This window comes from Micromonospora sp. SD12, from assembly GCF_052068495.1.
Lineage (GTDB): Bacteria > Actinomycetota > Actinomycetes > Mycobacteriales > Micromonosporaceae > Micromonospora > Micromonospora echinofusca.
In genome coordinates this window covers 256,468-274,749 of sequence record NZ_JBQHDF010000005.1, presented here as the reverse complement: position 1 = coordinate 274,749, position 18,282 = coordinate 256,468, and the positions used below count along the sequence as shown (strand labels likewise).

At 75.2% G+C, this 18,282-nt stretch carries 14 protein-coding genes; 4 read left to right on the top strand and 10 right to left on the bottom strand.

What is annotated here, in order from left to right:
• Positions 1-181 precede the first annotated feature (181 nt).
• The 3 genes from nudC to ACTMS2_RS13525 are packed head-to-tail and all read right to left on the bottom strand — an operon-like array spanning position 182 to position 3,767.
• On the bottom strand, positions 182-1,120 hold the full coding sequence (gene nudC / locus ACTMS2_RS13535) for an NAD(+) diphosphatase (protein ID WP_441175662.1): 939 nt from the start codon (positions 1,118-1,120) through the stop codon (positions 182-184).
• A complete protein-coding gene (locus tag ACTMS2_RS13530) occupies positions 1,117-2,460 on the bottom strand; it encodes a M16 family metallopeptidase (protein ID WP_441175661.1) in 1,344 nt (447 codons plus the stop codon). Before ACTMS2_RS13530 ends, nudC begins: the two co-directional genes overlap by 4 nt.
• Positions 2,457-3,767, bottom strand: coding sequence for a M16 family metallopeptidase (locus tag ACTMS2_RS13525; protein WP_441175660.1), 1,311 nt, complete (start codon positions 3,765-3,767; stop codon positions 2,457-2,459). The genes ACTMS2_RS13530 and ACTMS2_RS13525 overlap by 4 nt, the downstream gene beginning before the upstream one ends.
• A gap of 263 nt (positions 3,768-4,030) precedes the next feature.
• Here ACTMS2_RS13525 and ACTMS2_RS13520 point away from each other — a divergent pair, with 263 nt between their 5' ends.
• From ACTMS2_RS13520 to ACTMS2_RS13505, 4 genes are read left to right on the top strand one after another with little or no spacing between them, the layout of a single operon-like run.
• Complete coding sequence (locus ACTMS2_RS13520; RefSeq protein WP_441175659.1) at positions 4,031-5,095, top strand: ABC transporter substrate-binding protein; 1,065 nt, start codon at positions 4,031-4,033, stop codon at positions 5,093-5,095.
• Complete coding sequence (locus ACTMS2_RS13515; protein WP_441175658.1) at positions 5,092-5,871, top strand: ABC transporter ATP-binding protein; 780 nt, start codon at positions 5,092-5,094, stop codon at positions 5,869-5,871. The genes ACTMS2_RS13520 and ACTMS2_RS13515 overlap by 4 nt, the downstream gene beginning before the upstream one ends.
• Complete coding sequence (locus ACTMS2_RS13510; protein ID WP_441175657.1) at positions 5,861-6,745, top strand: ABC transporter permease; 885 nt, start codon at positions 5,861-5,863, stop codon at positions 6,743-6,745. Before ACTMS2_RS13515 ends, ACTMS2_RS13510 begins: the two co-directional genes overlap by 11 nt.
• A 1-nt stretch (position 6,746) precedes the next feature.
• Entirely contained in the window at positions 6,747-7,196 is a 450-nt protein-coding gene (locus ACTMS2_RS13505; protein WP_441175656.1) for an RrF2 family transcriptional regulator, read from the top strand.
• 47 nt (positions 7,197-7,243) lie between these two features.
• Here the strand turns inward: ACTMS2_RS13505 and ACTMS2_RS13500 are convergent, their stop codons facing one another.
• The 7 genes from ACTMS2_RS13500 to ACTMS2_RS13470 form a co-directional block, all read right to left on the bottom strand.
• Positions 7,244-7,432, bottom strand: coding sequence for a hypothetical protein (locus tag ACTMS2_RS13500; RefSeq protein ID WP_441175655.1), 189 nt, complete (start codon positions 7,430-7,432; stop codon positions 7,244-7,246).
• A gap of 172 nt (positions 7,433-7,604) precedes the next feature.
• Positions 7,605-8,942 carry a DEAD/DEAH box helicase gene (locus ACTMS2_RS13495; protein WP_441175654.1) on the bottom strand — a complete coding sequence of 446 codons (1,338 nt, stop codon included), beginning with the start codon at positions 8,940-8,942 and terminating at the stop codon, positions 7,605-7,607.
• A gap of 222 nt (positions 8,943-9,164) precedes the next feature.
• Positions 9,165-9,368, bottom strand: coding sequence for a transcription antiterminator/RNA stability regulator CspE (cspE, locus tag ACTMS2_RS13490; RefSeq protein WP_007464836.1), 204 nt, complete (start codon positions 9,366-9,368; stop codon positions 9,165-9,167).
• Positions 9,369-9,573: 205 nt separating this feature from the next.
• Positions 9,574-13,107, bottom strand: a complete 3,534-nt coding sequence (locus ACTMS2_RS13485) for an ATP-dependent helicase (protein WP_441175653.1) — start codon at positions 13,105-13,107, stop codon at positions 9,574-9,576.
• Positions 13,104-16,661: an ATP-dependent helicase gene (locus ACTMS2_RS13480; protein WP_441175652.1), complete on the bottom strand. Its 3,558-nt coding sequence runs from the start codon at positions 16,659-16,661 to the stop codon at positions 13,104-13,106. Before ACTMS2_RS13480 ends, ACTMS2_RS13485 begins: the two co-directional genes overlap by 4 nt.
• Before the next feature lie 88 nt (positions 16,662-16,749).
• Complete coding sequence (locus ACTMS2_RS13475; protein WP_088998529.1) at positions 16,750-17,295, bottom strand: TIGR00730 family Rossman fold protein; 546 nt, start codon at positions 17,293-17,295, stop codon at positions 16,750-16,752.
• Positions 17,295-18,155, bottom strand: coding sequence for a TIGR00730 family Rossman fold protein (locus ACTMS2_RS13470; RefSeq protein WP_441175651.1), 861 nt, complete (start codon positions 18,153-18,155; stop codon positions 17,295-17,297). Before ACTMS2_RS13470 ends, ACTMS2_RS13475 begins: the two co-directional genes overlap by 1 nt.
• Positions 18,156-18,282 lie beyond the last annotated feature (127 nt).

The following is an 18,282-nucleotide window of genomic DNA, read 5'->3' as shown; positions in this document are numbered from 1 at the left end:
CCCAGACGTCCGTCGTGGTCGGACCGGCTCCCCCGCCGTGTTCCTTGCCCCAGCCGACCACGACGGCCCGTGTTCCCGGTCCGTGACCGTCGCGGCAACGGCGGCCACGGGCCGGGACCGCACGACCTCCCGGCCACCGACCGGCCTCCGGCGGTCCGGGCCACCACCGGCGGCACCGGGTTCAGCAGTGCCCGTCGAGCCAGCGGTGGATCAGGAAGAGCGCGATCGACGACGGCGGCGGCAGCACCAACCGGGCCCCGCCGACCTCCACCGGCCGCCCCGCCAGGGCCGTGCCGATCTCCCGGCGCGAGAACCAGCGGGCGTACGCGATCTCCGTCGGGTCCACCTGCACCGGATGCGCCGGGTCCGCGGTGGCGAGGAAGCCGAGCATCAGCGAGCCGGGGAACGGCCAGGCCTGGCTGCCCACGTACGCGATGTCGTCGACCGGGACGCCGACCTCCTCGCGGACCTCGCGCAGCACGGCGGCCTCGGCCGACTCCCCCGGCTCGACGTAGCCGGCGAGGCAGGAGAAGCGCCGCTCGCCGGCGGTGTGCGGCCAACTCGCGTTGTTGCCGAGCAGGCACCGCCCGTCCAGGCCCGGGACGCCGTCGTGCACCAGCACGATCATCGCGGGATCGGTACGCGGCCAGATCCGCTCCCCCGCCGGGTCCACCCGGGACCAGCCGGCCTCGTCCACCTCGGTCGGGTGCCCGGTGGCCGACGAGTAGCGGTGCCGCAGGTGCCAGTTGACCAGCGCCAGCGCGGTGGTGAACAGACCGGCGTCGCGATCGCCGAGCAGGTGCCCGACCTCGCGCAGGTGCGTCGCCCGGGCCCCCGGCACCGCCGGCAGCGGGGCGTCCACGGCGAAGACCGGCACCCCGTCCGGCTCGACGCCGAGGAAGATCGGTGCCGTCGGCTCGGGCAGCCCGGCCGGATCGAGCAGCACCAGCGTCGGCGGCGACGTGTCGGTACGCACCAGGGCCCGGCCGCCGTCGCCGGAGTCCAGCACCAGCACCCGGGCCTGGTTCCATGCCTGCGCCAGCCAACCCGGGTCGGTACGCCGGTGGGCCGCCCGGTCCAGGGTGGACCGGGCCAGCGGCGGGGCGGCCTCCCCGTTCACGGCCGCGCCGGCTCGGTGGTCACCGGGACCAGCGCCGCGAGCTGCGGCCCGATCCGTTCGGCGTCCCCCAGCACCACCGTGGCCCCCCGGGCCGGGGCGAGGTAGCGGGCCGCCACTTCGGCCACGTCCGCCACCGTCGCCTTCGCCAACCGGGCGGCGTGCTCGGCCAGGAACTCCAGGCGCAGCCCGCTGCCGGCGTACGCGCTGGTCAGGGAGGCGAGCCCGGCCTGGGTGGAGATTCCGAGCTGGAGGGTGCCGAGAGCGTACTGGCGGGCCTGCTCCAGCTCGTCCTCGCCGGGCGGGAGGGTGGCCAGCCGGCCGAGTTCGTACGTCGTCTCCAGCAGCGCCGGCCCGGTGACCTCCGTCGCCACGTCGGCGGCGGCGACCAGCACGGATCCGGCCACCGAGTGCTCGACGACGGAGTGCCCCCCGTACGTGTAGCCCTTGTCCTCGCGGATGTTCTCCGTCCAGCGGGAGGAGAAGTAGCCACCGAAGATCAGGTTGGCCAGTTGCAGCGCGGCGTGGTCGGGGTGGGTGCGGGGCACCGCCGGCAGCGCGATCCGCAGCGAGGACTGCACGGCCCCGGGGCGGTCGACCAGCAGCAGCGGCCCCGGCTCCAGCGGCGGGGCGGGCGGCAGGTCGGCGGTGTGCCCGGCGCCGTTCCACCCCGAGAGCGCCTTCTCGGCGGCGTCCAGCGCCCGCTCCGGCTGCACGTCACCGACCAGCACCAGCACCGCGTCGGCGGGGTGCACCCGCTGGGCGTGCAGGGTCCGCAGCACCGCCGGCCGGACCGCCCGGACCGCCTCCGGTTCGGGGGTCTGCACCGCGTACGGGTGCGCGCCGTAGACCCGCCGCAACAGGGCGGTGCGGGCCAGGTGCGCCGGCTGGCTGCGCGCCACCTGGATCCGGTCGACCAGCCGGTCCCGCTCGGTGGCGACGTCGTCGTTCGGGTAGCTCGCGTCGGTCAGCACCTCGGCGAGGATCTCCAGCATCCGGTCCAGCCCGGTGACCAGCCCGGCGCCGGAGAGCATCAGCCGGTCCGGGTCGATCCCGGCGGAGAGCCCGCCGCCGACCTTCTGCAGCTCGGCCGCGATCCGCACGCTGGACATGGTCCGCGTGCCGGAGAGCAGGGTCTGCGCGAGCATGGCGCCCCGGGCGAGGTGGGCGCGGCCGAACGGCATCCACAGCCGCACCTCCACCAGCGGCACCGCCGGCCGGCGTACGGCGATCACGGTCAGCCCGTTGCCCAGCGTGCGCTCGGCCTGCTTCGGCAGCTTGAGCCGACGGTTCGGGCCGAGCGGCGGCAGCGCCCGGGGCGCGGCCTGTGCGGTTGCCGTCACTGGTGACCTCCGGCGATGACCTCGATGGACGCCCGGCGCTCGGGCCGCAGGCTGGCCGCGGCGGCGCGGACCTGCTCGTCGGTGACCTCACCGACGAGCCGGGGCAGGTCGTTGAGCAGCCCCGGCTCGCCGCGCTGCTGCTCCAGCACGGCCATCTGCAACGTCCGGCCGAGCACCGCGTCGGTGTCGCGCAGCAGGTGGGTCGCCATCCGGGCCTGGGTACGGGCCAGTTCGCCCTCGGCCAGGCCGTCGGTGGCCAGCCGGTCCAGTTCCTCGTCGACGGTGCGCAGCACCTTGTCGACGTCCCCGCTCGGTGGCAGGTGTGCCTGGAGCAGCAGCGCCGTGGGGTCCCGCACGTCGAACGGGTCGCCCATGAAGCCGACGTAGCCGCCGAGGCTGGTCACCGCCCGGTCGCGCTGGACCAGCCGCTCGACCAGCCGGGACGCGTCGCCGTCGGTGAGCACCTCGGCCAGGACGACGTAGGGCAGGTAGGCGGCGAAGTCGGTGATCGGGTCGGGCACCCGCCAGGCGCCGGCCACCGCCGGCAACGGGGCCAGCTTGTCGGTGTACGAGGTGCGCCGCTCCCCGGTCAGGTCGGGCTCGGCGAAGTCGGGTCGCTGCGGGGCGGGGCGGGCCGGCACGTCGCCGAAGTGCCGCTCGATCAGCGTGGTCGCCTCGGCGACGTCGATGTCCCCGCCGACCGCCAGGACCGCGTTGCCGCTGGCGTAGTAGCGGCGGAAGAAGTCGGCCGCGTCGGCGACGGTGGCCGACTCCAGGTCGACGAAGGAGCCGTAGCCGTCGTGCGCGTTCGGGAAGGTGTCGAACAGCACCGGCGGCAGGGTCAGCCAGGGGAAGCCGCCGTACGGGCGGTTGAGCACGTTGACCCGGATCTCCTCCTTGACCACGTCGACCTGGTTGCGCAGGTTCTCCTCGGTCAGCCGGGGGCCGCGCATCCGGTCGGCCTCCAGGAACAGCGCCCGCTCCAGGGCGTTGCTCGGCAGGGTCTCGAAGTAGTCGGTGTAGTCCAGGTGGGTGGAGCCGTTGAAGGTGCCGCCCGCCCCCTGCACGTGCCGGAAGTGCGCCAGCTTCTCCAGGTTCTCCGAGCCCTGGAACATGAGGTGCTCGAAGAGGTGGGCGAAGCCGGTGCGCCCCTCCGGCTCCGAGCGGATGCCGACGTCGTAGACGACCGCCACCCCGATCACCGGGGCGCTGCGGTCCGGCGTCAGCACCACCCGCAGGCCGTTGTCGAGGGTGAACCGCTCGACCGGGTACTTCGTCGTTGGAATTCTCGATCTCCGGGCCGCCACGGGATCGACCCTAGCGCGTCGGCACCTCCGCCACCGGCGACCTGTCGCCAGCCGCCCCGGCCGGCGCCCCGGGGGCCGCGACCGCCGTTCCCCCCGACCGTTGGCGGCGCCGGGGACAGTAGCCGCATAACCCACTCAATCAGTAGGGGTTGCCGCCTTTTCTGGGATGCCGGTCCCGGCATGTGGTTGCCCCTTGACGCCAGTCCACCGCCTCACCCAGTCTTCCTACCAACTAAGTAGGAATACTGCGGATTGGATGGACGATGAGACGGCTCCCCCTGCGTCGGTGGGTCTCCCTGGCCACCCTCGCCGTCGTCGGCGCGGCGACCCTGGGCACCGCCGCCGCCTGCGGCGACGACAGCGAGAGCGCGGGCGGCGGCTCCGGCCCGACGACGCTGCGGCTCGGCTACTTCCCCAACATCACCCACGCGCCGGCCGTGGTCGGCGTGGAGAAGGGCATCTTCGCCGAGAAGCTCGGCGGCGACGTCAAGCTGGAGACGAAGACCTTCAACGCCGGCCCCGCCGCGATCGAGGCGATCTTCTCCGGCGCTCTCGACGCCACGTACATCGGCCCGAACCCGACCGTGAACGCCTTCTCGAAGTCCAAGGGCGAGGCGGTCCGGGTCATCTCCGGCGCGGCCTCCGGCGGCGTCGCGCTCGTGGTCAAGCCCGAGATCACCTCGGTGGAGCAGCTCCGGGGCAAGAAGATCGCAACCCCGCAGCTGGGCAACACCCAGGACGTGGCCATCCGCTACTGGCTCAAGGAGAAGGGCCTCACGACGACCAAGGAGGGCGGCGGCGACGTCAGGATCATTCCGCAGGAGAACGCCCAGACGGTGGAGACGTTCGGCAGCGGGGCGATCGACGGCGCCTGGGTGCCCGAGCCGTTCGTGTCCCGGCTGGTCAACGCGGGCGGCAAGGTGCTCGTCGACGAGCGCGACCTCTGGCCGGACCGGAAGTTCGTGATCACCAACCTGATCGTCAGCACCAAGTTCCTCAAGGCCCACCCGGACGTGGTCAAGAAGCTGGTCGAGGGCCAGGTGGCGGCCAACGAGTTCGTCAACACCAAGCCCGACGAGACGCACCAGGCCATCTCCGACCACATCGGAAAGATCAGCGGCAAGCCCCTCGACCTCAAGCTGATCAAGCAGGCCTGGCCGACGCTGGAGTTCACCAACGACCCGATCGCCTCGTCGCTGAAGACCGGGCTCGACCACGCCGTCGCGGTCGGCCTGACCCAGCCGGTCAGCCTCGACGGTCTCTACGACCTGACCCACCTCAACGAGGTGCTGAAGGGCCACGGCAAGCCCGAGGTCGGCCAACCATGACGTCGACCACGACGACGCCACGCAGCGCGACCGGCTCGGTCGCGCTGCACGGCGTCACCAAGGTGTACGGGCGCGGGGCGAACGCCGTCGTCGCCCTGGACGGGGTCTCCCTCGACGTCGCGCCCGGCGAGTTCGTCTGCCTGGTCGGTGCCTCCGGCTGCGGCAAGAGCACCCTGCTCAACCTGGTCGCCGGCCTCGACCGGCCCAGCGGCGGGCGGATCGCCCTCGACGAGGGCGTCGACCCGGGACTGATGTTCCAGGAGCCCGCCCTCTTCCCCTGGCTCACCGTCGAGGGCAACGTCGAGGTGCCGCTGAAACTGCGCGGGCTGCCCCGGGCCGCCCGGCGGGAGCGGGTCGCCGAGCTGCTGGCCGCCGTGCACCTGGCCGACTTCGGCCGCAAGCGCCCGCACGAGCTCTCCGGCGGCATGCGCCAGCGGGTGGCGCTGGCCCGCACCCTCGCCCTGGACACGCCGGTGCTGCTGATGGACGAGCCGTTCGGCGCGCTCGACGCGATGACCCGGGACATCCTGCACGACGAGCTGGAACGGATCTGGACCGAGCGGCGGCTCACCGTGCTCTTCGTGACGCACAACGTCCGCGAGGCGGCCCGGCTCGCCGACCGGATCATCCTGCTGTCCAGCCGGCCCGGCCGGATCATCTGGTCCACCCCGGTCGACGTGCCCCGGCCGCGCCGCATCGACTCCCCCGAGGTCGCCGCGATCGCCGCCGAGGTCACCGACCGCCTGCGTACGGAGGTGGGCCGCCATGGCCGGTGACACCCTCGCCACCGCCCCGCGTACCGATGCGGAGATCTCCGGGCTGGACGCCCTGGAGCTGGCCGGGCGGGATCAGAGCCGCACCCGGGCCAGCCGCCTCTGGGCGGTGACCTGGCCGAAGCTGGCCGCCCTCGCCCTCGCCCTCGCCGCCTGGCAGGTCGTGGTCTGGACCGGCTGGAAACCCGAGTACTCGCTGCCCGGCCCGGCGGCCGTGGGCCGGGAGCTGCTCCGGCAGGTCAGCGGCGTACAGCTCTGGGACGGGTTGGCCACCACCCTGCGCCGGGCGGCTCTCGGCTACCTCTTCTCGGTCGCCGTCGGCCTGCTGCTCGGCCTGGCGGTGGCCCGGTCGCGCATCCTGCGGGCGGCGATCGGCTCGATGATCACCGCGTTGCAGACCATGCCGTCGATCGCCTGGTTCCCGCTGGCGATCCTGCTGTTCGAGCTGAGCGAGAAGGCGATCTTCTTCGTGGTGGTGCTCGGTGCCGCGCCGTCCATCGCCAACGGCGTCATCGCCGGCGTGGACTACGTGCCGCCGCTGCTGCTGCGGGCCGGCCGCAACCTCGGCGCCCGGGGGCTGAACCTGTACCGGTACGTCATCGCCCCCGCCGCGCTGCCGGCCATCGTGGCCGGCCTCAAGCAGGGCTGGGCGTTCTCCTGGCGCAGCCTGATGGCCGGCGAGCTGATCGTGGTCGGCATCTCGCAGACCTCGCTGGGCGCGCAACTGACGTACTCGCGGGAGCTTTCCGACTCCCCCTGGCTGATCTCCACCATGATCGTGATCCTGGTGCTGGGCCTGGTGGTCGACGCCGCGTTCGGGGCGGCGGACAAGGCGATCCGGCGGCGCTGGGGCGTGCTGGACCAGGCGGGTCAGTGACGTGTACGTCTCCGCGCGCAGCGACTACGCGCTCCGGGCCATGCTCGCCGTCGCCGCCTCGGCTCCGGTCGGCGGCGGCGAGCTGGTCAAGGCGGGCACGCTGGCCGACACCCAGGGCATCCCGCTGAGCTTCCTCCAGGGCATCCTGGTCGACCTGCGCCGGGCCGGCCTGCTGGTGAGCCACCGGGGCACCGAGGGCGGGTACGCCCTGGCCCGGTCCGCCGTGGAGATCAGCGTCGGCGACGTGCTCCGCGCGGTCGGCGGGTCCCTGACGACCGTCCGTGGCCTGCCGGCCGAGCTGGCCGGCTACGCGGGTGTGGCCACCGGACTGCGGGACGTCTGGCTGGCCGTGCACGGCGCGATCGCCCTGGTGGTCGACCGGACCACCCTCGCCGACCTGCTGAACGCGGAGCACCGTCCGGCCGGCGCCGGGGAGACCCGCGCCCGCTGACCGCGCACCGGCTCCTCCGGCGGCGGGCAGGCGGGGCCTCGTGACGGTCAGCCGGTGGTGGTGGCCGGCTGCTCTGTCGGGCTGCGCAGCTCGACGGGAGCGGCGGGCGCGGCCCCGTCCGGGGCCGCGTGCCACGGTGTGAACACCGCGACCACTGCGAGCAACAGCCCGGCCAGCGCCACCGCGAGCACCAGCAGCAGTTCCCGCGCCGCGCCCGAGCCGGCGTCGCCCACCATGGTCACCCCTCCCCGCCGGGCGCTTCCGCCCGGGTCTTCCCCCGCACCAAGCCTTCACCACCCGGGGCGACGGAAACAGCCGCCGATCGGACGCAACATGTGCTGATTCCAGACTCAACCGGCTCCGGGCACGGGTGCCCGGAGCCGGTGGGAGGAGCGGGGAGAACGTCGATCAGGAGGCGTGCGGGGCGCGGGGACGGCGGGAGCGGCGCGGCCGCCCCGAGGCGCGGTGCGGAGCCCGAGCGCCCTCGCCGGCACGACCGCCCTCACCGCCCCGGCCGGTCGACCGGCCCCCGGCGGAGGCGGCCTGCGGCGGCGGCGCGATCGTCACCGGCACGCCGGACGGTTCCCGGGCACCGGTCACCCGGGCCAGGGACTCGTCGCCGAGACGCACCTGGACGGACTCGGGACGGATACCGGCGGTCGACATCAGCCGGGACACGTCCCGGCGCTGCTCCGGCAGGACCAGGGTGACCACGGTGCCGGACTCCCCCGCCCGGGCGGTACGCCCACCACGGTGCAGGTAGTCCTTCGCCTCGGTGGGCGGGTCCACGTTGACCACCATGTCCAGCCCGTCGACGTGGATGCCCCGGGCCGCCACGTCGGTGGCGACCAGCGCCGTCACCTGTCCGGTGCGGAACTGCTCCAGGATTCGGGTGCGCTGCGGCTGCGACTTTCCGCCGTGCAGTGCGGCCGCGCGTACCCCCTTGGACAGCAGCTGCCGGGCGAGCCGGTCGGCACGGTGCTTGGTGCCCATGAACAGGATGGTGCGGCCCTCGCGGGCGGCGATCCAGGTCAGGGCGGTCGGCTTGTCCACCGCGTCCACGTGCAGCACGTGGTGGGTCATCGCGGTCACCGTGGCGGTGCCCGGGTCGACCGAGTGCGAGACCGGGTTGCTGAGGAAGCGGCGCACCAGGCGGTCCACGCCGCCGTCGAGGGTGGCCGAGAAGAGCATCCGCTGCCCGTTCGGGGCGACCTGCTCCAGCAGCTTCGTGACCTGCGGCAGGAAGCCCATGTCGGCCATCTGGTCGGCCTCGTCGAGCACGGTGATGCCGACCTGGTCCAGCCGGGCGTCCCCGCGGTTGATCAGGTCGTGCAGCCGGCCGGGGGTGGCCACGACCAGCTCGGCGCCCGCGCGCAGGGCGTCCGCCTGGCGTTGCAGCGAGAGCCCGCCGACGACGGTGGCGCAGCGCAGCCCGACGGCGCGGGCGTACGGGTCGAGCGCGGTGGTGACCTGCTGGGCCAGCTCGCGGGTCGGCACCAGCACCAGGGCCAGCGGTCGGCCCGGGCGGGCCCGGCGGCCGGCGGTGCGGGACAGCAGGGGAAGCCCGAAGGCGAGCGTCTTGCCGGAGCCGGTGCGGCCCCGGCCGAGCACGTCGCGGCCGGCCAGCGAATCAGGCAGCGTCGCCGACTGGATCGGGAACGGCTCGGTGATGCCCTGGGCGGTCAACTCGGCGAGGAGCGCCGGGGCCAGCCCGGTGAGGGCGAACGAGGGTACGACGGTGGTCATGCGGAAGCCTTCCTCGACGCGGCACGTGTCGAGGGAGGGCGCCGGAGGCGGCGCTGTCACCGGCGGACCAGGCCGCGGGTGACTCACAAGCACGAACCGAAAGGGGTACGGGCCCCGGCCCGCCGCCGTTCGCCGCCTGCTCACGCAGGTCGACGGTGCGGCGGGCCGGTCCCGTCACCGCGCCCGGAGGGCGCGGTGGGTGTTACCTGGAAGATCCGAAGATCAGAGCGGGCGGATGTTCTCCGCCTGCGGGCCCTTCTGGCCCTGGGTCACCTCGAACTCGACCCGCTGGTTCTCGTCCAGGCTCCGGTAGCCGGAGGACTGGATGGCCGAGAAGTGGGCGAAGACGTCGGCGCCGCCGCCGTCCGGGGTGATGAAGCCGAAGCCCTTGTCAGCGTTGAACCACTTGACGGTGCCAATAGCCATTTTTGTTTCGTCTCCTTGACGGAACGTCGAACCCGCACTTGTTGCGGGCTCGAAGAGGAGCGCGCCACGCGGAACTGCCTGGCTCGCTTGTCGCTTCTGGTCGCCCCGCCCGGAGAACTCCGGACACAACAAAGAGCGCCTGGGCCACAATCCTCCAGGCGCACACAGAGTCTCTGGGAACCATAACTGCAACGCGACCAACCTATCACGGATTCGGCCGGGCACCACCGTCTGCCGCAATTTCCGGTACGGAGGCGATCAGCGCGGTCAGGCCGTCCGCGTCGAGCAGGTCCGCCGGGCGGACCGTGACCCCGTCCCGCACGTAGTGGAACGCCGCGCCGACCCGCTCCACGGGCACGCCGGCCAGCTCGGCCCAGGCCAGCCGGTAGACCGCGAGCTGCACGGCGGCCACGTCGGCGGCGGTGCCGGCGGGCTGCCGGCCGGTCTTCCAGTCGACCACGTCGAACCGCCCGCCCGGCCGGGCGAACACGGCGTCCATCCGCCCCCGGACCACCACCTCGGCGATCACTGTGGCGAAGGGCACCTCCACCTCGACCGGCACCCGGTCGGCCCACTCGCTGGCCAGGAAGCGCTCCTGGAGCTCGGCCAGCGCCTCGTCGGGCGCCGCGTCCGCGTCGGCCGCACCGGGCAGCTCGTCCAGGTCGAGCAGCCGGTCGGCACCGAAGCGCTGCTCCAGCCAGGTGTGGAAGGCGGTGCCCCGGCGGGCGTACGGGTTGGGCTCGGTGGGCACCGGGCGGCGCAGCGCGCGGGCCAGCGCCGCCGGATCGCGGCGCAGCGCGACCAGCTGGGTGACCGACAACTGGCCGGGCAGCGCCACCACGATCGCGCCGGACTGCCGGGTCAGCTCGGCCCGCTCGGCGAGCAGCAGATCGGCCTCCCGCCGCCACCGTGCCACGTCCGCGTCACCCACCGACGGGTCCGCGCCCGCCCCGGCGGTGTCGTCGCCGGCCACGGGGCGGGCGGGCGTCTCGCCGTCGGGCAGCGTCCGTCCGGCGGTGTCGTCGCCCGGCAGCGTCCGTTCGGCCGGGTCGCCATCGGACAGCGTCCGTTCGGCCGGGTCGCCGTCGGACAGTGGGCGGGCCGCCGGGTCGCCGTCGGTGAGGAAGCGGCGGACCAGGGCGGCCGCCTCGGCCAGCGCCGGCCGGCGGGCGCCCAGCGGGTCGGCCGGCCACTCGGCGCGCAGCACCACCTCGGTCGTCGGGTTGACCGCGTCGCCCGGCGGCTCCGGCGTCCACTCGTCGACCAGGTGCCCCGCGCCCCCGTCCAGGCAGGCGTCGTGCACCTCCCGCAGCAGCACCGACGGGCCGCGCGGCCGTTTGGTGCCCTCCCCCCACCAGTAGCCGGAGCAGAGCAGCAACCGCCGGGGGCGGGTCACCGCCACGTACGCCAGCCGGCGCTCCTCCCGCTCGTCGTGCGCCCGCCAGGCGTCGGTGAAGTCCTCCAGCGCCCGGGCCACCCCCCGCTGGTCCTCGGCCTCGGCCAGGCCCAGCTCGGGCAGCCCGTCGGCGTCGCCGCGCAGCGGGAACGGCAGCACGCCCAGCCCGCCGAGCCAGTGGTCGGAGTTGCGTACCGGCCCCGGCCAGACGCCCCGACTCAGCCCGGCCACCGCGACCACGTCCCACTCCAGGCCCTTCGCGGCGTGCGCGGTGAGGATCTGCACCGCGCCCTCGACCACCTCCACCTCGCCCGGCGTGAGGCCGCGCTCCTCGTCCTCGGCGGCGGCCAGGTAGGCCAGGAACCCCGACAGGGTGGCGCCCGGCGTCTCCCCGCTGAACCGGGCGGCCACGTCGCCGAGCGCGTCCAGGTGGCCCCGGGCCAGGCCGGCGTCCCCGGCCCCGTCCCGGCCCGCCCGCACCGCCACCTCCACGTCCAGGCCGATCGTCCGCTCGATGTCCGCGATCAGCTCCGGCAGCGACTGGTCCAGCCGGTAGCGCAGCAGGCCCAACTCCCGGGCGTACGCGCGCAGCCGCGCGTAGCCCTCCGCCGAGTACGCCTGCGCCGGGCCCAGGTCGGCCAGCGCCTCCACCAGGGTCGCCTCGTCGAGCAGGTCCGGGCTGATCTCGGGGGTGCCGTCGTCGGCGAGCCTGCGCCGGGCCGCCGCGATGGCCTTCGCCCGGCGGTGCAGCGCCACCAGGTCGCGTGGCCCGATCCGCCAGCGCGCGCCGGTCAGCAGGCGCAGCAGCGCGGCCCCGTCCGTGGGATCGGCCAGCACCCGCAGGGTGCATACCACGTCGCGTACCTCGGGGGTGTCCAGCAGGCCACCCAGGCCGACCACCTCGACGGGCAGGCCGCGCTCGCGCAGCGCCGACTCGATCGCGGGGATCTGGCTGCGCAGCCGTACGAGCACGGCGGTCGTGGGCCGCAGCGGCACCGGGATGTGCTCGGGCAGCACGCCGGGCATCCCCGCAGCTCCCCGCCAGGCGTGCAGCACGCTGTCGGCGATCCAGTCGGCCTCGTCGGCGTACGTCCGCAGGAGGGCGCAGTGGACGGTGCCGCCGGCGGCACCGCGGGCGCTACGGTGCGGGACCGGCTCCCGGACGCTCATCGCCGCGTGCAGCTCCGGCACCCGGGCGCCGGCGGCCCGCAGCGGGGTGGCCAGGGCGTTGGCGACGCCGAGGATCTCGGGCCGGTTGCGCCAGCTCGTCGTGAGGCTGAGCACCTCGGCCGGCGCGCCGTCGGCGCGGGCGAACTCCGTGGGGAAGCGGTCCAGGGTGCCGGCGCTCGCGCCGCGCCACCCGTAGATCGACTGGCACGGGTCGCCGACCGCCGTCACGGGGTGCCCGCCGCCGAAGAGCGCGTTGAGCAGCACCACCTGGGCGTGGCTGGTGTCCTGGTACTCGTCGAGCAGCACCACCCGGAAGCGGTCGCGCTCGATCTCGCCGACGCCCGGGTGGTCCCGGGCCACCCGGGCCGCCCGGGCGAGCTGGTCGGCGAAGTCCATCGCCTCGAAGTCCTCCTTGCGCCGGGCGTACGCACGCACCAGCGGGAGCAGCTTCAGGCGGGTCTGCTGGATCTGCAGCGCCTTGCGCACGTCGGCGTAGACCCGGCCGGGCCGCGCCTGCACCTCGGCGAAGAAGCGGCCCGTCCACGCGGCCAGCGCGTCCGGGTCGACCAGGTGCTCGTCGAGTTCCCCGGCGAGCGCCAGCACCGCGTCGGTGACGGTGCTCGGCATCCGGTCCACCTCGGACATGTCGCCGTCGTAGTTGCGTACCAGCAGGTCGACGAGCTGCCAGCGGGACGCCTCGGTGAGCAGCCGGGTGGACGGCTCGTAGCCGGCCCGCAGCCCGTGCTCGGTGACGATCCGGCCCGCGTACGAGTGGTAGGTGGAGACCGTCGGCTCCCCCGCCAGCGGGTCGTCGAGCGGGTCGCGCCCCCGCCGCCCGAGCCGCCGCACCAACTGGTCCAGCCGCGTACGCACCCGGTGCGCCAGCTCCCCGGCGGCCTTGCGGGTGAAGGTGAGCCCGAGCACCTGCTCCGGCCGCACGTACGAGTTGGCGACCAGCCAGACCACCCGCGCGGCCATCGTCTCGGTCTTGCCCGAGCCGGCGCCCGCGACCACCAGCAGCGGCTCGACGGGGGCCGCGATGATCGCCGCCTGCTCCCGGGTCGGCGCGGGCAGCCGCAGCAGCTTCGCCAGCTCCACCGGCGTGTACCGGGGACCGGCGTCGGCGACCCGGGGCGCCGGGGTCGCGCCGCTGAACAGGGCGGGCTGCGTCAAGGCGTCTCCGGGCGGCGGGCGGTCGGCGGCTCGACCACCTGGCGGCCCTGCCCGGAGACCGGGCAGCTCGTCCGCACCGGGCAGACCCGGCACTTCGAGTTGGCGACGGCAGCGAAGGTGGCGGCAGCCATCGTATCGGCGGTGCGCCGCACCAGCGCGGTCGCCCAGCCGGCCTCCGGGCCCTCCCCGGCCGGCGGTTGGCTCTGCTCCTTCGCGTCCTTCGCACCCGTGCCGAGCTGCACCAGGGCCGCCCCGCCGGACTCCTCGCCGAAGTCGGCGAAGGCGCCCGCCTCCACCGCCGCCTGGTAGGCGCCGAGCTGCGGGTGCTCAGCGAGGTCGTGGGCCGTGACCGCCGTGGACTTGCCGGTCTTCAGGTCGATCACGACCAGCCGGCCGTCCTCGTCGACCTCCAGCCGGTCCACCCGGCCGGCCAGCTCGACCGGCCGCTGCGGGTCGTCGAGGCGTACGGCGAACTCGTGCTCGATGGCGAGCAGCCGGCGCGGGTTCGCGGCCAGCCAACGCAGCAGCTTGTCCACCATCGCCTCGGCGCGGCTGCGTTCCGGCCCGACCATCCAGCGGGCGGCCAGCTCGATCGCGTCGAACCGGGCGGCGACGTAGTCCAGCAGCGCCCCCCGGTCGGCGCTGGCGTCCTCGGCGAGCATCGCGGCGGCGTGCACCAGGTTGCCGACCCCCTGGGCGGCGCTGGCCGGCGGGCTGCCGCCGTGCCGCTCCAGCAGCCAGCGCAGGCTGCACCGCAGCGCGCTCTCCATCGCCGACGGCGTGACCCGGACCGGCGCCCCCTCGTCGACCAGCGGGCGGTCGTCGGAGAGCTGCCGCAGCCCCCACCAGTCGTCGGGGTGCGCGCCGGCCACCCCGGCGGCGGCGAGCCGGGCCAGCTCGGCAGCCGCCGCCTGCCGCCGGGCGTACGGCGCGGCGGGGTCGCTGACGGCCGTACGCAGCTCCGCCACCAGCGCCGGCAGGGTCAGCGCCCGGGGCGGCCGGCTCACCGGCAACGCGCCCGGTCGGTCCGGTTCCTCCTCGACGTCGGCGCTCCCGTCGCCTCCCGGCCGCTGCGGCGCGTCCCGATCGGGCCGGGCCGGGTCGGGGCCGTCAGGGCCGTCGCCGGACGGCGGAGGGCCGTCGCCCGGGGAGGGCGGGCCGGGCGGCGCGGTCGGGTCCGTCGGGCCCAGCTCGTAGAGGAAGCGGCTCGGTTGCTCCTCGTGGTCGTCGCCGCCGACCGCGGCGGAGGCGACCGCGCTGACCAGCAACCGTCGTCGGGCCCGGGTGACCGCGACGTGGAACAGCCGCCGCTCCTCGTCGAGCAGCGCCGAGCTCTGCCCGACCAGGGTGGCCACCACGCCGGCCCCGGCCGTCCGGCCGGCGAGCACGTCGACCAGACGCTCCGAGCCGAGCAGGCTGCCGCGCAGCCGCAGGTCGGGCCAGACGCCCTCCTGCACCCCGGCGACCGCCACGAGATCCCACTCCAGTCCCTTCGCGGCGTGGGCGGTGAGCAGCCGCACCGCCTCCCCCCGGTCGGCGGTCGGGGCGAGGGTGTCGGCCGGCAGGTCCTGCGCGAGGACGTGGTCGAGGAAGACCTCCGTACGCGCGCCGGGCAGCCGGTCGGTGAAACGGGCCGCCGCGTCGAACAGCACCATCACGGCGTCGAGGTCGCGGTCGGCCGCCTCGGCGCGGCGACGCCGCGCGACGTCGCCCTCGCCGGCCACCGTCTGGCCCCGGCCGGTCGCCGCCGACCACAGCTCGGCGAGCCCGCTGGCCCGCCAGACCGCCCAGAGCACGTCCTCGGCGGTGGCCCCGGGCCGCTCGGCGGCCTCCCGGGCGACGGCCAGCAGGCCGGCCACCGTCTGCGCCGGCTCCGCCCAGTGCCGCTCGATCCCGGCCAGCTCGGCCGGGTCGCGCAGCGCCTGCACGATCAGCTCGCCGGAGGGCCGCCGGTCGCCGCCGGCCAGCGCCAGGGCCCGCAGCCCCTGCCGCAGCCGCCGCTCGGCCAGCGGATCGGCGCCGCCGAGCGGTGAGTGCAGCAGGGCCACGGCGGCCTCCTCGTCGAGCCGCTCGGGCTCCAGGGCGCAGCGCAGCAGGAGCAGCAGCGGCGCGACCGCCGGTTGCAGGTGCAGCGGCAGGTCCTCGCCGTGCACGACGGTGGGCACCCCGGCGGCGTGCAGGGCGCGTTGCAGCGAGGGCAGCTGCCGCCCGGTGGAGCGCACCAGCACGGCCATCTCCGACCAGGGCACGCCGCCGAGCAGGTGCGCCTCGCGCAGCGCGTGCGCCAGCCAGGCCGCCTCGCTGGTGGCCGAGCGGAAGGTGCGTACCTCGACCGCGCCGGGCGGCGCGTCGGGCAGCGGGTGCAGCCGGCGGTGCGCCGCCGGGCCGCGCAGCCGACGCGCCAGCCGGCCGGACGCGGCGAGCAGCCGGGCCCCGGCCCGGTAGGAGGTGGTGAGCACCACCTGGGCCGCGGGAGCTCCGGAGGCGGTGCGGAAGCGGTGCGGGAACGTGGTCACCCCCGCCGGGTCCGCGCCACGGAAGGCGTACGTGGACGAATCCGGGTCGGCGAACGCGACCAGGGGCTTGCCGCCGCCGGCCACCGTCGCGAGCAGGTCCTGCTGGGCCGGGTCGGTGTCGGCCAGCTCGTCGACGTAGACGTACGCCAGCCGGCGGCGCTCGGCCGCGAGCAGCTCGGGATCGTCGAGCAGCATCCCGGTGGCGGCCCGCACCAGTTCGGCCGGGTCGTACGCGACGGAGCCCCGGTTGCTGACGTCGCGCAGGGCGAGCACGGCCACGTACTCCCGCAGGAAGCGGGCGGCGGCGGGCCAGTCGGCGCGGCCGAGCTTCTCGCCCAGCCGGGCCAGCTCGACGGGGCCCACGCCCCGCTCGGCGGCGCGCATCAGCAGGTCGCGCAGCTGCGCCGCGAAGGCCCGCGTACGCAGCGCGGGGCGCAGGTCCTCCGGCCAGCCGACCGGGTCGTCGTCGGGCTCCTCGCCGACCACGTCGAGCAGCTCACGGATGATCAGATCCTGTTCCGGGCCGGTGAGCAGCCGGGGCGACGGCTCGCCGCGCTCGGCCGCGGCCCGGCGCAGCAGCCCGAAGGCGTACGCCGGAAGGGTGCGCACCAGCGGCTCGCGCAGCACGCGGTGGCCGTCCTCGGCGACCCGGGCCTCGATCCGCTGGCGTAGCGCGGTGGCGGCCCGGCGGCCGAAGGTGAGCACCAGGATCCGCTCCGGGTCGACGCCCTCGGCCACCCGGGCGGCGACCGCCTCGACCAGCGTGGCGGTCTTGCCCGTGCCGGGGCCACCGAGCACCAGCATCGGCCCGTCGGTGTGTGCCACGATCTCGGCCTGGTGCGGATCGGTCAGCCGCGCCGCCGCGCGCCGCGCGCCCGTGGACTCTCCGGAGCGCCGCTCGCCGCCGATCGGCCCCTCGGAGCGCCGCTCGTCACCGGTCGGCCCCTCGGACCGACCGTCCCCCCGGGCCGGCCCGCCGGGCCGCTGGTCCCCCCGGACCGCCTCGGCAGGCCGGCGCACCAGCCGGTACGCCTGCATCCGCCCATCCCACCACGCCGGTACGACACCCCCGCCCCGCCACCCCGCCCTCTTCCGGCGCGGGGGCACGGGGGCGGGTGGGGTGGGGTCAGGTCAGCTGGCGTTCCATGGCGTCCAGGGCGGCGGGGACCGTGTCGGTCACGGTGAGCAGGCCCAGGCCGGCGGGCTTGAGGAAGGTCTGGTCGGCCAGCGCGCCCAGCCAGTCGAGCACCGGGCGGTAGAAGCCGTCGGTGTCGACCAGCACCATCGGCTTGGCGTGCAGGGCGAGGGTGGCGGTCGTCCAGACCTCGAACAGCTCGTCGAGGGTGCCGAGCCCGCCCGGCAGGGTGAGGAACGCGTCCGACTTGTCGATCATGACAGTCTTGCGGCTGGCCATCGAGTCGGTGATCAGCAGCTCGTCCGACGCCAGGTCGGCGACCTCCAGGTCGACCAGCGACTGCGGGATCACCCCGACCGTCCGACCGCCGGCGGCCCGCGCCCCGTCCGCCAGCGCGCCCATCATGCCGACGCACCCGCCGCCGCTGACGAGCGTGTGCCCGCGCCGGGCGATCTCCGCGCCCGTCTCGGCCGCGAGGTCCAGCCAGCGCTGGTCGAGCGTACGGGAGGAGGCGCAGAACACGCAGATCGCCGCCATCAGCGCTCCCGGTTCTCGTCGCCCGCCTCGGCGGCGGCCTGCTGGTCGGCGGCGGTGACGGCGACGGCCTCCTCGCGGACCGCCTCCTGCTCGACGTTGAGGGCGGCCTCGGCCTCCACGATGTGCCGGACGGCCGCGTCGACGTCGTCGGTCACGCGAATCAGGTCCAGGTCGACCGGACCGATCTTGCCGTCGGCGGCCATCGTGCCGCGCAGCCAGTCGAGCAGGCCGCTCCAGTACTCCGCGCCCATCAGCACCACGGGGAAGCGGGTGACCTTGCCGGTCTGCACCAGCGTCAGCGCCTCGAAGAGCTCGTCCATGGTGCCGAACCCGCCGGGCAGCACGACGAACGCCTGGGCGTACTTGACGAACATGGTCTTGCGGGCGAAGAAGTAGCGGAAGTCGATGGCCAGGTCGACCCAGTCGTTGAGGCCCTGCTCGAAGGGGAGCTCGATGCCGAGACCGACCGAGAGCCCCCCGGCCTCGCTGGCGCCCCGGTTGGCCGCCTCCATCACGCCCGGCCCGCCGCCGGTGATCACCGCGTAGCCCGCCCGGGCCAGGGCGGCGCCCAGCGCCTCGGCCAGCTGGCACTCCGGGCTCTCCGGCCGGCTGCGGGCGGAGCCGAACACGCTGACCGCCGGGGGCAGGTCGGCGAGGGTGTCGAAGCCCTCGACGAACTCGGAGAGGATGCGCAGCGCCCGCCAGGCGTCCTTGGTCTTCCAATCGCCACGCCCCCGCGAATCGAGCAGGCGCTGATCGGCCGTGCTACTCGTGATCGCCTGTCGGCGCAGCGTCACGGCCCCCCGGTGCCGTTCCTGTCCCGGCTGGCGGCCGGACTCCCGCCCGTTGCTCTGACCCATGGGAGCCACCGTAGTGGAGCGGCACCCGCCAGGTGCGGGCACCACGAGCCGGACCTGCGCCGACCGGCGGAGGCGGCTCTCGGGCGACGCTCGGCGACGCGCCGGACGACGGCGGTGCGGCGGACGA